This is a genomic window from Pseudomonas mandelii, from assembly GCF_006438925.1.
GTDB lineage: Bacteria > Pseudomonadota > Gammaproteobacteria > Pseudomonadales > Pseudomonadaceae > Aquipseudomonas > Aquipseudomonas mandelii_C.
The window spans coordinates 44,779-57,749 of record NZ_RCZA01000013.1 but is presented as its reverse complement, the minus strand read 5'-3'; the positions used below and the strand labels follow the sequence as shown (position 1 = coordinate 57,749).

12 protein-coding genes are annotated in these 12,971 nt (G+C 60.7%); 7 read left to right on the top strand and 5 right to left on the bottom strand.

Annotated elements, in window-relative coordinates; genetic code table 11:
* Positions 1-52 precede the first annotated feature (52 nt).
* Positions 53-991, bottom strand: coding sequence for a hypothetical protein (locus EAH74_RS26075; protein WP_140682150.1), 939 nt, complete (start codon positions 989-991; stop codon positions 53-55).
* A gap of 279 nt (positions 992-1,270) precedes the next feature.
* Here EAH74_RS26075 and EAH74_RS26070 point away from each other — a divergent pair, with 279 nt between their 5' ends.
* Positions 1,271-1,954: a response regulator transcription factor gene (locus EAH74_RS26070; protein ID WP_033058247.1), complete on the top strand. Its 684-nt coding sequence runs from the start codon at positions 1,271-1,273 to the stop codon at positions 1,952-1,954.
* Complete coding sequence (locus EAH74_RS26065) at positions 1,932-3,326, top strand: sensor histidine kinase (RefSeq protein WP_140682148.1); 1,395 nt, start codon at positions 1,932-1,934, stop codon at positions 3,324-3,326. The genes EAH74_RS26070 and EAH74_RS26065 overlap by 23 nt, the downstream gene beginning before the upstream one ends.
* A 134-nt stretch (positions 3,327-3,460) precedes the next feature.
* Here the strand turns inward: EAH74_RS26065 and EAH74_RS26060 are convergent, their stop codons facing one another.
* From EAH74_RS26060 to EAH74_RS26050, 3 genes are all read right to left on the bottom strand, one after another.
* Positions 3,461-4,213, bottom strand: a complete 753-nt coding sequence (locus EAH74_RS26060; protein ID WP_140682146.1) for an HvfC family RiPP maturation protein — start codon at positions 4,211-4,213, stop codon at positions 3,461-3,463.
* Positions 4,206-5,045: an HvfB family MNIO-type RiPP peptide maturase gene (locus EAH74_RS26055; protein ID WP_140682144.1), complete on the bottom strand. Its 840-nt coding sequence runs from the start codon at positions 5,043-5,045 to the stop codon at positions 4,206-4,208. Before EAH74_RS26055 ends, EAH74_RS26060 begins: the two co-directional genes overlap by 8 nt.
* A gap of 144 nt (positions 5,046-5,189) precedes the next feature.
* A complete protein-coding gene (locus EAH74_RS26050) occupies positions 5,190-6,524 on the bottom strand; it encodes an acetamidase/formamidase family protein (RefSeq protein WP_140682142.1) in 1,335 nt (444 codons plus the stop codon).
* A gap of 448 nt (positions 6,525-6,972) precedes the next feature.
* Here EAH74_RS26050 and EAH74_RS26040 point away from each other — a divergent pair, with 448 nt between their 5' ends.
* Positions 6,973-8,019 carry a class I SAM-dependent methyltransferase gene (locus tag EAH74_RS26040; protein WP_140682140.1) on the top strand — a complete coding sequence of 349 codons (1,047 nt, stop codon included), beginning with the start codon at positions 6,973-6,975 and terminating at the stop codon, positions 8,017-8,019.
* Positions 8,020-8,167: 148 nt separating this feature from the next.
* The gene (locus tag EAH74_RS26035; RefSeq protein WP_140682138.1) at positions 8,168-9,010 is read left to right on the top strand and encodes an NAD-dependent protein deacetylase; all 843 of its coding nucleotides are present in this window, start codon (positions 8,168-8,170) and stop codon (positions 9,008-9,010) included.
* 117 nt (positions 9,011-9,127) lie between these two features.
* On the opposite strand, the gene EAH74_RS26025 is transcribed toward EAH74_RS26035, so the two are convergent.
* The gene (locus tag EAH74_RS26025) at positions 9,128-10,030 is read right to left on the bottom strand and encodes a LysR family transcriptional regulator (protein WP_140682136.1); all 903 of its coding nucleotides are present in this window, start codon (positions 10,028-10,030) and stop codon (positions 9,128-9,130) included.
* Between the two features lie 285 nt (positions 10,031-10,315).
* Between EAH74_RS26025 and EAH74_RS26020 the strand changes: the two genes are divergently transcribed.
* From EAH74_RS26020 to EAH74_RS26010, 3 genes are read left to right on the top strand one after another with little or no spacing between them, the layout of a single operon-like run.
* On the top strand, positions 10,316-11,014 hold the full coding sequence (locus EAH74_RS26020; protein WP_140682134.1) for a CoA transferase subunit A: 699 nt from the start codon (positions 10,316-10,318) through the stop codon (positions 11,012-11,014).
* A 36-nt stretch (positions 11,015-11,050) separates the two neighbouring features.
* The gene (locus EAH74_RS26015) at positions 11,051-11,716 is read left to right on the top strand and encodes a CoA transferase subunit B (RefSeq protein WP_140682132.1); all 666 of its coding nucleotides are present in this window, start codon (positions 11,051-11,053) and stop codon (positions 11,714-11,716) included.
* 11 nt (positions 11,717-11,727) lie between these two features.
* Positions 11,728-12,909: an acetyl-CoA C-acetyltransferase gene (locus tag EAH74_RS26010; protein ID WP_140682130.1), complete on the top strand. Its 1,182-nt coding sequence runs from the start codon at positions 11,728-11,730 to the stop codon at positions 12,907-12,909.
* Positions 12,910-12,971 lie beyond the last annotated feature (62 nt).

Genomic DNA, 12,971 nt, shown 5'->3' with positions numbered 1-12,971 from the left:
TCGGTACGCCGAGAAAGAACAGCAGTAATGAGCGCATGGTAGTTCTCCTGGGTTAGCGAACAGGCAGTGAAGTGGGGGTCACGTAAGCGTCGGATTCCAGATACACCACGGCATCCCGACGACGGCCGCCAAAGGTTGCAGCGAGGCTGGCGAAAAACGCACCGATCAGCAGCGCAATGAACATCCACAGCGAAGTCCAGGCAGCGACTTTGGCGGCGGTGTCGGCGGCTTGTTGGGCGGCGAGTTTGGCGTCGGCCACGGCTTTTTGCGTGCGGGCATAGACTTCATCAACACGACGTTCCGCGTCCGCTTGAGTGAGGTTGGTCCGTTGGGCAACCAGTTGCGCCAGGTAGGTGCGGTCTTCGGCAGCCAGTTGACCGCCGTTGCTCAGGCTGCGCACGAAGATGCGCGTCACGGTGCCACCAACGGCGTCATCACTGACCGCCGCCGGACGATCATCGCGGAACAGACTGTCGACGAAGTAACCGTACTTATCACTGTCAGTGTTGCCGACAGCCGTGCCCGCTGCTTGAGTCGCGGCACTCGCAGCGCCACCCACCATGCTCGCCCCGGCCTGCACGCCACCGCTGACAATACTGCTGACCGAGCCGACCACCAGCGTCGCCGTCACCAGCGTGGCCACGCACCAGGCCAGAAAGCCATGGGCAGTGTCACGGAAGTAAACCTCATCACCGTGCATGTACGCCCACTTCACCCGCAGCCGACCGGCGATGTAACCGCCAAGCCCGGAAGCCACGATTTGCGTAGCCGCCAGCCAGACAATCGTTGAAATGCCCAGGCCCTTGGCGCTCACCCCTTCATTGGCCCACGGCGACACCGCCGAAAAACCCAGGCCAAAGCCGAGCAGCACGAGAATCAACGACAACGCCGCCGCCGCAGCGGCCCCCGCGAAGATCGCGCCCCAGGACACGCCAGAGAGCGTGCTCGTTTCTTCGAGGGCAGGATAGAAACCATCAGAGGATCTATTCATTGTTATATCGCTCCTGGCAGGAAAGATGGTGTTACAACTCTTCAACAAAGTAAGTGCAGTCACCGTGCCAGTCGCCCACTTTGAATAAATTTCGGGATTTCAGTGATTTAGAAAGTTTGAACTTCCTATGGCCTTGCAAATTGCAAGGAACCTGCCTGTAGCGGCGGGTTTTATGCATTGATCAAATAGGCACCTGCATGAAGTTTTATTTAGAAAGCCTGCGGTCATTTCTTGGCAAAATGCCGCTCAACGTTGAGTACTCCTAATCAGGCCCGCCCTATGACCCGCATCTTGACCATCGAAGACGACGCCGTGACCGCCCGGGAAATCGTCGCCGAATTGAGCAGCCACGGCCTCGACGTGGATTGGGTCGACAACGGCCGCGAAGGTCTGGCACGCGCAGTCAGCGGCAACTACGACTTGATTACCCTCGACCGCATGCTGCCCGAGCTCGATGGTCTGGCGATTGTCACCACGCTGCGGACCATGGGCGTGGCCACGCCGATTCTGATGATCAGCGCCCTTTCCGACGTCGATGAGCGTGTGCGCGGCTTGCGCGCGGGCGGTGACGATTACCTGACCAAACCGTTCGCCACCGATGAAATGGCCGCCCGGGTCGAAGTCCTGCTGCGCCGGCAGAACACCGTGACCGCCCAGGCCACCACGTTGCGGGTGGCGGATCTGGAGCTGAACCTGATCAGCCATGAAGCCAGCCGCGACGGTCAGCTGCTGACGCTGTTGCCCACCGAGTACAAGTTGCTGGAATTCCTGATGCGCAACACCGGGCAGATTCTGTCGCGGATGATGATTTTCGAAGAAGTCTGGGGTTACCACTTCGACCCCGGCACCAACCTGATCGACGTACACATCGGCCGTCTGCGCAAGAAGATCGACCCGCCAGGCAATGTCCCACTGATTCGGACCGTGCGAGGCTCGGGTTATGTCATTGCCGAACCCCTCTAACGGCTGGCGTTCATCCAGCAGCCGTTTGCTGGCGCTCTACAGTTCGCTGTTCGTGCTCTGGAGCGGGATTCTCATGGGGGTGATGTACTACGAGGTGTCCGATTACCTGGACAACCTGGCCAAACACTCGCTGATGCAGCGCCAGCATTTGTTCTCGCGCTTTCAAGGCGAACAACTGATGGACGCCCTCGCCGTCAGCATGACCTTCGACATTCGCGGCATCGATGCCTATGGCTTGTTCGATGCTCAGCATCGCTACCTCAACGGCGGCCTGCGGCACATTCCCGAAGGCCTGCCGCTGGACGGCAAGATTCACATGCTCGGCGACTGCACAGATTCCGACGACCCAAGCCTGCCCGCCGACAGCTGCGACGCGGTAGCGACCCAGACAAAGGACGGTCGCTGGCTCGTGCTGGTGCGGGATAACGGTTCGTTGTTTGCCGTGACCCGGATCATTCTTCACGCATTGTTCTGGGGTGTGACGCTGACCATCTTGCCCGGTATCGCGGGTTGGCACCTGTTGCGGCGGCGTCCGTTGCGGCGGATTCGTGCGATTCAGGCCAGCGCCGAGGCCATCGTCGCCGGCGACCTGACCCGTCGTCTGCCATTGTCCAATCGCCGCGATGAGCTGGATATGCTCGCGGCCATCGTCAACGCCATGCTCGAACGTATTGAACGCTTGATGAATGAGGTCAAGGGCGTCTGCGACAACATTGCCCACGACCTGCGCACACCGCTGACGCGCCTGCGGGCGCAGCTGTACCGGATTCAGCAACAGGCTGATGAGGGCTCGACGCTGGCGGTGCAACTGGACTCAGTGCTCGGTGAAGCGGACACCTTGATGGCGCGCTTTCGAGGGTTGTTGCGGATTTCCGAGCTGGAAGATCGTCAGCGGCGTTCGGGGTTTGTGCAGCTGGATCCGGTGCCGTTGCTGCAAGAGCTGCACGACTTTTATCTGCCGTTGGCGGAAGAAGGCGAACTGGTTTTCAAGCTGCAACTGCCTGACGTCTTGCCGCCACTGAATGGCGATCGCGCGTTGCTATTCGAAGCGGTGGCGAACCTGCTGAGCAACTCGATCAAGTTCACGCCGCCGGGCGGCGAGGTGATTTTGCGGGGGGTCAATGAGGGTGGGCGCACGCGGATCGAAGTGCTCGATTCGGGTCCTGGCATTCCGATCGCAGAACGAGAGGCGGTGTTCCAGCGTTTCTATCGTGCCGACGGCGGCAACCAGAAAAGCGGGTTCGGGTTGGGGCTGTCGATCGTTGCGGCGATTGTCAGCCTGCATGGGTTTACGCTTGAAGTGGGCACCAGTGAACTGGGAGGGGCGCGGTTGGTGCTCGACTGCCGGCAAAGCTTGATTCCCCAGACCTGACGCTAACTCAAGAACAAAGTAGATCCTTGTGGGAGTGAGCCTGCTCGCGAATGCTCGGTATCATGCGACATCAATGTCGAATGTGCCGGCCTCTTCGCGAGCAGGCTCGCTCCCACAGGGGATTGGTGGTGTTTTCAGTAGCCCACCACCCCTTCTTCATGCATCTGCCGCAACAACACCGCCCCACTGTCCATAAACTCCGGCGCCCCAGCCATCCCCGCCTCCACCGCCAATCCTTCCAGCTGCTCACGCCCGTCCAGTTGAGGAAATTCCTCAATCCGCTGCAACAATCGCCAGGCCAACGGGCTCAGTGCAGAAAACTTCACACTCCAGTCCTCAGCCCGACGCACCAGCAACAATGTAGGCTGAGCCGGCGCTGTCTGCGGTTGATAATCCGGCCCCACCCACTGCACCGGCCAGGCATACGCCAGCGGCCAGGCCAGCGGTGAAACCTGCAACGGTCGGTCCAGCAACAATCCGGCATCGCTCAGCGGCAACGGTTCGGCCTCGGATTGTTGCAACGCCATCTCGATCCACTCGTAATGCGCCAGTTCCACCATGAACGGCGGCCACGACCCTTCGACTAACGCTTGCGGTTCCGAGGCCAGGAACTCGACAAACTCCTTGGCGATCTCGCCGAATTTCGGCGTGCGCGCGCGGTAGTCCCGCAGGAAGATCCGCACCAGTGAACGCCAGCGTTCATCACCGAGAATCTTGATCAGCACCGGAAAAGTCCCACTGAGCAACGACGACAGGTTCGCGAAGATCAGGTCGCGGTAAACCTGCGCCCGCGTCACCTCCATCCCGGCCGGTGGCGCGCAATGATCGGGATCGCGCAGGTAAAGGCCCAAGGTGTTCTGCTGCTGAAACAGGCTCGGCTTATCCACGGTTCACCCCCTCGGTTTGCAGGCGGCGAATGGTCTGTAACTCGGCCACCAATTCGGAAAATGCCGGAAAGTTGAAATCCCGTTCCAGCAGCGTCGGTTGCGCGCCGAATCGAGCGTAAGCCTCAGCCAGCAACGACCAGACCACCGGTTTGACCGAAGCGCCGTGGGTGTCGATTTTCAAGGTGTCGGACTCATCGAAATGCCCGGCCACGTGCATGGCCACCACCCGGCCCGAATCGATGCCGGCCAGAAATGTCTGCGGATCGAAACCGTGATTGATCGAGTTGACGTACACATTGTTGACGTCCAGCAACAGGTCGCAATCGGCTTCGCGCAGCACCGCATTGGTGAAGGTCAGCTCGTCCATGTCTTGCTGTGGCGCGGCGTAGTAGGAGACGTTTTCCACCGCCAGGCGCCGACCAAGAATGTCCTGAGCCTGACGAATTCGCGCGGCGACGTGATGCACCGCTTCTTCGGTAAAGGGCAGCGGCAGCAGGTCGTAAAGATGACCGTCATCGCTGCAGTAGCTCAAGTGTTCGCTGTACAGCGGCACGTTGTAGTGATCGAGGAAAACCCGGACTTCCTGCAGAAACCCGACGTCCAACGGTGCCGGGCCGCCCAATGACAGTGACAAGCCATGACAGGACAACGGATAGCGCTCGGCCAGGGCACGTAGCGCATGACCATGAGCGCCACCGATACCGATCCAGTTTTCCGGTGCGACTTCCAGAAAATCGAAATCGCCCACACGGGCTGCCTGAAGGTCCTTCATTAAACCGCGACGCAAACCGAGCCCGACGGTCGCCTTCGCTGATGTGATGGGGGTCTGCATGATGTCGATCTCAATGATTGTCAGAGCGGAATCACAGTTAACCGAAAGGGTGTATCGGGTCTGTGTTCCGCTCCAGCAGAAAATCGCAGCGGTTGTATCGCCAGCGGGCCTGTACACACTGTGGTACAGACCCGCCGTTGCGCGTTACGCCAGGTCGTACTTCTCGCGCACCAGATGGCCAATGCCGATGCGATCCAGCACGGTCATCGGGCACAGGAACGTCACGCGCACGGTGCCCGGCAAACGGCTGATGTCGATCGAACCGGTGATGGTCGCGCGGTTGAGCACTTCGTCGTACGGCAGACCGGTGACCGAGGCGGCGCGTTTCAAACCGTTCTCTACCGCGACGTTGAGGTTCTCGCCGCTGCCGATAAAGGTGATCGGCCCGCTCTGCTCGATGTCGTGCTGACCCCAGCGCTCGCCCAGCTCGCGGACTTTCTGCCGCTGCCGGGCATTCATCGGCCGGGCCATGGGCGGCAAGTCGTCGAGGTTTTGCAGGAGGATCGGCCCTTCCAGCGTCAGGTTTTTCACTACTTCCACCACCACTTCGGTTTCCCCGGAGCAGTCGGTGGCATGCCCGGCGATCTCGCCGTTGCCCTGCTGGGCGTGCATATCGCCCATGTACACGCCGGCGCCTGGCACCTTGACCGGGCAAATCAACACGCAGCCCTCGCGGATCGAGTTGGTGTCCATGTGACCGTCAGTCTTGGCCGCGTGCAGTTCTTCGCGGGTCATGCCAAAGCGGTGCGGCGCGCCGATCAGGTATTGGCCGAAATCGGCGCAGTTATGGGAGTCGGGCAAATCACGGGACGGCGTGGTGCCGATGTTGCCGAGGAACGGCCGCATGTGCACCGCCACACCGGGAATGTCGGCGCGCGCCAGGGACAGGATCGAATGTTGCGCGGCGAATTCCGGCAGTGCCGACATCTCGGATGCGTTACCGGCCAGTTGATTGGCGACGTCCTGATTGACGGTCAGGCTGACCTGATTCTGCGCATCGAACACGATCACGTAACCATGGCTGAAGCGAAACGCGCTGACTTCGGCACCACAGGTGTTACAGCGAATCGAATCCTCACCGATGCCTTCGACATGGCTGGCCGGATGTTCGGTGCCGCACTTGGCGCAGAATTTGGAGACGAACGGATCGCCGTGGTAGCGACCTTCAACGAAGCTCATCACCCCGGACGAAGTGGCCAGCGAGGTGACGCGCATGCTTATGATCTTGATCGCCACCGCGTCGCCGATTTCCGCACCGGCGATGGCCACCGGTTGCGTCACTTCGTGGCCACCCTCGAAGGCCGGCGTGATCATCGGCCCCCAACAGCCCGGCGGTGTGCCGGTGATCAGGGTGCCGCCGTCGGCCAGCGGCCCGAGCATCGGCTGGCTTGGGCCGATGATGCCGCTGGTGTATTGGTCGACGCGCAGGCGATTGACGGGTGTCGATTTCAGGTCGGTTTCAGGCAGGAGCGTAGTCATTGTTGTCCCCTTCACGGTGTATAGGGTGCCAATTGGCCTACGCAGTTCATCGCAGGTTTGTATCTCGCCTGTGTTCGGCAGTGCCCGCTGTTGCAGGGATCTGTATCGAGAAGCCTTTTAGATACAGTGCAATACACACCACAAATCCCCTGTGGGAGCGAGCTTGCTCGCGATAGCGGTTTTTCAGTCGACAAGGATGTTGCCTGACCCACCGCCATCGCGAGCAAGCTCGCTCCCACAGGGTTTGGTGTCTAACGGGGGTACGGTGTGAACCAGGGGATGTGGGAAGGCTTTCGTCGCTCCGGCCGGCAGCGCACAGCCCCCGGACTAAACTTAGTGCACGCAGGGCGTGCTTATCGTCCTGTTCATTCCCACGACCACCGCCCAGAAATGAACGCCTCGAAAAACAAGGCCTCTGGACTGTGATCCTGCTGAAGGAGCACACGTGATGGACGAGGCCAGACTCAATGATTTCATGGGCAAACTGGTGAACGACATGGGCGGCGCGGCGATGCTCGCCAACGTCATCCTCGGCGAAGAGCTCGGGCTGTATCGGGCCATGGCCGACAGCCAGCCAATAACCCCTGAAGCCCTCGCCGACAAAACCGGCTGCAACCCCCGCCTGCTGCGCGAATGGCTCAGCGCCCACGCCGCTTCCGGTTACATGGAACACCGCGACGGCCAGTTCCGCCTGCCCGAAGAGCAGGCCCTGGCATTGGCAATCGAAGACTCACCGGTCTATGTGGCGGGTGGCATCGGGGTGGTCGCATCGTTTTTCCATGACAAGGACAAACTGGTCAACGCCATGCGCGGCGACGGTGCCCTCGCCTGGGGCGATCACCATCCGTGCATGTTCAGCGGCACGGAGCGGTTCTTCCGGCCAGGTTATAAAGCGCATCTGGTCGCCGAATGGCTACCGGCACTCGAAGGCGTGGTCGCCAAACTGGAGGCTGGCGCCAAGGTGGCGGATATCGGCTGCGGCCACGGCGCATCCACCGTGATCATGGCCCAGTCGTTTCCGGATTCGCGGTTCGTCGGTTTCGACTACCACGCGCCCTCCGTCACCGTCGCCACCCAGCGCGCCGAAGAAGGCGGTGTGTCCGGGCGTGCGCGGTTCTTCCAGGGCACGGCAAAAAGCTTCCCCGGCGATGACTATGATCTGGTTTGCTACTTCGACTGCCTGCACGACATGGGCGACCCGGTGGGTGCGGCGCGGCACGCTTATGACGCACTGAAACCAGACGGCACGGTGCTGCTGGTGGAACCGTTCGCCAACGACTCGCTCGACGACAACGTCACCCCGGTTGGCCGCTTGTTCTACGCCGCCTCGACCTTCATCTGCACCCCGAACTCGCTGTCCCAGGAAGTCGGCCTCGGGCTCGGCGCCCAGGCTGGCGAGGTGCGGCTGCGCAAGGTCTTCACTGAGGCCGGGTTCAAGACGTTCCGGCGGGCCACGGAAACGCCGTTCAACCTGATTCTGGAGGCGCGTAAGTAAACACCGCTGACGGCTGACGGCTGACGGTCTACTGTAGGAGCTGCCGCAGGCTGCGATCTTTTGATCTTGACTTGGCGATGCTGAAATCGCTGAAGATCAAAAGATCGCAGCCTGCGGCAGCTCCTACTGGCCCACCGGAGTGTTGAACATGCCAGGCAGCCTCATCCGCGAACAACTCGACCACCTTCAGCAGTTAATGACCGACCAGCCGTTTGTGGTCCTGACCGGTGCCGGCATCAGCACTTCGTCGGGCATTCCGGACTACCGCGATAATCAGGGCGTGCGGCGTGGCCGGCAACCGATGATGTATCAGGAATTCCTCTCCGCCCCCGAATCCCGGCGACGCTATTGGGCGCGGGCGATGCTCGGTTGGCCGCGGGTGCGCCAGGCCCAGCCGAACGTGGCCCATGAGGCTTTGGCCAGTTTGCAACGTTCGCAGCAGATCAGCGGGCTGATCACTCAAAACGTCGACACCCTGCACGACCAGGCCGGCAGCCATGACGTCATCGAACTTCACGGCAGCCTGCACCGGGTGTTGTGCCTGGACTGCGGAAAACGCAGCGAACGGGATTCGATCCAGCAATTGATGGAAGCGCAGAATCCGTATCTGGCCGGCGTGGATGCGGTGCAAGCCCCGGACGGTGACACGCTGCTGGATGCGGCGTTTGAGGCGCGGTTTCAGGTGCCGCATTGCCCGCATTGCGCAGGTGAACGGATGAAGCCGGATGTGGTGTTTTTTGGCGAGAATGTGGCGCAGGTGACAGCGGCCAAAGCGATGGCAGCAGTCGAAAAGGCTGCGGGATTGTTGGTGGTCGGGTCTTCGTTGATGGCGTATTCGGCGTTTCGGTTGTGCCGGGCGGTGGCGGATCAGGGAAAGCCGTTGATTGCGATTAATTTGGGGAAGACTCGGGCGGATGAGCTTCTTGATTTGAAAATAGAGGCGTCGTGCGAGCGGCTGCTTCCATTACTGGTTCAACACCTCTCATCCTGATCAACCCAAAACCCTGTGGGAGCGAGCTTGCTCGCGATGAGGTCGGCACATTCAACATTAATGTCGTTTGACACGACGCCATCGCGAGCAAGCTCGCTCCCACATTGGATCTTTGTTTCATCGTGCAGAAAGGCGCTGGCCGAGGTTTTCTTCTTTGAGGATGTCGAACAACGCCTGCGCCGCCGCCGACAGCTCAATCCCTGGCTTGGTCAACACCCCGATCGCCCGCTCCACCACCGGATCGCGCAAGGTAATGCACCGTGCGCCCAGTTCCAGCATCTGCCCGACACACAACGCCGGCACCGCGCTAACCCCCAAACCGCTGGCGACCATCCGCCCGACTGTCGCCAATTGATGGCTCTCAAACTCCACCGGCAATTTCATCCCACGCGCCTGCAAGTGCTCTTCGAGCATCACCCGCACCGTCGACGGACGCTGCAAGGTAATGAACGGTTCCTTGAGCAAGGTCTGCCAATCGATGTCTTCCCGTTCGGCAAAAGGAGAATCCTTCGGCACCACGGCCACAAACCGATCCATGTACAACGGCGTGAATGCCAGCGACGAACTCTGAGTCGGCTCAAACGCCACCCCAAGCTCGACCTGCCGGTCACGCACCATCTCCAGCACCTGCTCGTTGATCACGTCATTCACCGTGACGTTGACCTTGGGATAGCGCGCGCGGAAGGTTTTCAGGATCGGCGGCAGCAGGTTGCCGGCAAATGAGGGCATTGCCGCCAGCGTCACGCGCCCGCGCTGGAGGGTGAAGCGTTGCCGCAGCTCATCCTCGGCATTGTCCCAGTCAGCGATCAGGCGACGTGCGAGTGGCACCAGCGATTCTCCCTCCGCGGTCAGCGCGACATTGCGCGTGTTGCGGGTGAACAGGCGCCCGCCCAGCCCCTCCTCCAGCGCCTTGATGGTCAGGCTCAAGGCCGATTGAGACAGGTGCAACCGCTCGCAGGCCACGGCAAAACTCAAACTCTGGGCCACGGCCAAAAATGCCCTGATCTGCTTGACGGTCATGCGCGGTCTCTCCAAGGTAACTACATTAATTCAGCGTAAAAAAACCTCTGTAGGAGCTGTCGAGTGAAACGAGGCTGCGATCTTTTGATCTTGTTTTTAAAGATCAACGTCAAAAGATCGCAGCCTCGTTTCACTCGACAGCTCCTACAGGTTCCTATGGCCTCACATTGGTGAGTTTTATCTATCAATCAACCTTAAAAATCAACTTAACAAATTAATCCTTCAGCGAGACACTCCTATCCCATACGGCTAGCCAGCCGCCCACAAAGAATAAAAGAGGTGCATATGGCAGGTTTCGACAAGCGCGTGAGTTCCTACGAGGAAGCCCTTGCAGGTCTTGAAGACGGCATGACCGTGATCGCCGGCGGCTTCGGTCTGTGCGGGATCCCGGAAAACCTCATCGCCGAGATCAAGCGCAAAGGCACACGTGACCTCACCGTGGTTTCCAACAACTGCGGCGTCGACGGTTTCGGCCTCGGCGTGCTGCTGGAAGACCGGCAGATCCGCAAAGTGGTGGCGTCCTACGTCGGCGAGAACAAAATGTTCGAGGAGCAACTGCTCAGCGGCGCCATCGAAGTGGTCCTGACCCCCCAAGGCACCCTCGCCGAAAAAATGCGCGCAGGCGGTGCCGGCATCCCCGCGTTCTTCACCGCGACCGGCGTCGGCACCCCAGTGGCCGAAGGCAAGGAAGTTCGCGAGTTACATGGCCGCAAGTACCTGATGGAAGAATCCATCACCGGTGACTTCGCCATCGTCAAAGGCTGGAAAGCCGACCATTTCGGCAACGTCATCTATCGCCACACCGCCCAGAACTTCAACCCGCTGGCCGCCACTGCCGGCAAGATCACCGTGGTCGAAGTCGAAGAAATCGTCGAACCCGGCGAGCTGGACCCGGCGCAGATCCACACCCCTGGCATCTACGTCGACCGGGTCATTTGCGGCACGTTCGAGAAGCGCATCGAACAGCGCACCGTGCGTAAGTGATCCCCTGCCCCCGGACCGAATGAAGGAATAACAACAATGGCACTTTCCCGCGAACAAATGGCTCAACGCGTCGCCCGCGAAATGCAGGACGGCTTCTACGTGAACCTGGGCATCGGCATTCCGACCCTGGTCGCCAACTACATCCCTGAAGGCATGGAAGTCATGCTGCAGTCGGAAAACGGCCTGCTGGGCATGGGTCCCTTTCCTACTGAAGAAACCATCGATGCCGACATGATCAACGCCGGCAAACAAACGGTGACCGCGCGTATCGGCGCGTCGATCTTTTCCTCGGCCGAGTCCTTCGCGATGATTCGCGGTGGTCATGTCGACCTGACCGTACTCGGTGCGTTTGAAGTGGACGTGGAAGGCAACATCGCCTCCTGGATGATTCCCGGCAAACTGGTCAAGGGCATGGGCGGCGCCATGGACCTTGTGGCCGGCGCAGACAACATCATTGTCATCATGACCCACGCGTCCAAGGATGGTGAGTCCAAACTCCTGTCCAAGTGCAGCCTGCCGCTGACCGGCGCCGGTTGCATCAAGCGTGTGCTGACCGACCTCGCCTACCTGGAAATCAAGGACGGCGCATTCATTCTCAAGGAACGCGCACCGGGCGTCAGCGTCGAGGAGATTGTCGCCAAGACCGCCGGTAAACTGATCGTACCGGATCACGTTCCGCAAATGCAGTTCGCTGCCCAGTGAGGAATCATTCCATGCAAGAAGTCGTCATTGTCGCCGCCACCCGCACCGCCATCGGCAGTTTCCAGGGGGCCCTGGCCAACGTGTCCGCGGTTGACCTCGGTGCTGCGGTGATCCGTCAGTTGCTGGCGCAAACCGGCCTGGACGTTGCTGAAGTCGATGAAGTGATCATGGGCCAGGTGTTGACCGCCGGCGCCGGGCAGAACCCTGCGCGCCAGTCCGCGATCAAGGCCGGCCTGCCGTTCACCGTGCCGGCGATGACCCTGAACAAGGTCTGCGGCTCGGGCCTCAAGGCGCTGCACCTGGCCACTCAGGCCATTCGCTGCGGCGATGCCGACGTGATCATTGCCGGCGGCCAGGAAAACATGAGCCTGTCCAATTACGTCATGCCGGGCGCTCGCACCGGCCTGCGCATGGGTCACGCGCAAATCGTCGACACCATGATCAGCGACGGCCTGTGGGATGCGTTCAACGATTACCACATGGGCATCACCGCCGAGAACCTGGCCAACAAGTACAGCCTGACTCGCGAGCAACAAGACGCCTTCGCCGCCGCCTCGCAGCAGAAAGCCACGGCCGCTATCGAAGCCGGGCGTTTTGCCGATGAGATCACGCCGATCCTGATTCCTCAGCGCAAGGGCGATCCGGTCGCCTTCGAGGTTGACGAACAACCTCGAGCAGGCACCACCGCTGAAGCACTGGGCAAACTGAAACCCGCCTTCAAAAAGGACGGTTCGGTGACCGCCGGTAACGCCTCGTCCCTGAACGACGGTGCTGCCGCCGTGATCCTGATGAGCGCCGAAAAAGCCAAGGCCCTCGGCCTGCCCGTGCTGGCGAAAATCGCGGCTTACGCCAACGCGGGTGTAGACCCGGCGATCATGGGCATCGGCCCGGTCAGCGCGACTCGTCGTTGCCTGGACAAGGCCGGCTGGTCCATCGACCAACTGGACCTGATCGAAGCCAACGAAGCCTTCGCCGCACAATCTTTGGCGGTGGCCAAGGATCTGGAATGGGACCTGAACAAGGTCAACGTCAACGGCGGCGCTATCGCCCTGGGTCACCCGATCGGTGCGTCGGGTTGCCGGGTGCTGGTGACCTTGCTGCACGAAATGATCAAGCGTGACGCCAAGAAAGGCCTCGCCACCCTGTGTATCGGTGGTGGTCAGGGCGTGGCACTGGCGATCGAACGGGCGTAAAGCGTTCAACAGACGGCGCGGGGACCCACGAATATCCGTTCGCCGTCTGGCAAAACACCCGG

What these genes read in the sequence shown, in the direction of transcription:
- EAH74_RS26075 (WP_140682150.1), bottom strand. Translation starts at nt 991, where the DNA reads ATGAATAGATCCTCTGATGGTTTCTATCCTGCCCTCGAAGAAACGAGC.
- EAH74_RS26070 (WP_033058247.1), top strand. Translation starts at nt 1,271, where the DNA reads ATGACCCGCATCTTGACCATCGAAGACGACGCCGTGACCGCCCGGGAA.
- EAH74_RS26065 (WP_140682148.1), top strand. Translation starts at nt 1,932, where the DNA reads ATGTCATTGCCGAACCCCTCTAACGGCTGGCGTTCATCCAGCAGCCGT.
- EAH74_RS26055 (WP_140682144.1), bottom strand. Translation starts at nt 5,045, where the DNA reads ATGCAGACCCCCATCACATCAGCGAAGGCGACCGTCGGGCTCGGTTTG.
- EAH74_RS26050 (WP_140682142.1), bottom strand. Translation starts at nt 6,524, where the DNA reads ATGACTACGCTCCTGCCTGAAACCGACCTGAAATCGACACCCGTCAAT.
- EAH74_RS26040 (WP_140682140.1), top strand. Translation starts at nt 6,973, where the DNA reads ATGGACGAGGCCAGACTCAATGATTTCATGGGCAAACTGGTGAACGAC.
- EAH74_RS26035 (WP_140682138.1), top strand. Translation starts at nt 8,168, where the DNA reads ATGCCAGGCAGCCTCATCCGCGAACAACTCGACCACCTTCAGCAGTTA.
- EAH74_RS26025 (WP_140682136.1), bottom strand. Translation starts at nt 10,030, where the DNA reads ATGACCGTCAAGCAGATCAGGGCATTTTTGGCCGTGGCCCAGAGTTTG.
- EAH74_RS26020 (WP_140682134.1), top strand. Translation starts at nt 10,316, where the DNA reads ATGGCAGGTTTCGACAAGCGCGTGAGTTCCTACGAGGAAGCCCTTGCA.
- EAH74_RS26015 (WP_140682132.1), top strand. Translation starts at nt 11,051, where the DNA reads ATGGCACTTTCCCGCGAACAAATGGCTCAACGCGTCGCCCGCGAAATG.
- EAH74_RS26010 (WP_140682130.1), top strand. Translation starts at nt 11,728, where the DNA reads ATGCAAGAAGTCGTCATTGTCGCCGCCACCCGCACCGCCATCGGCAGT.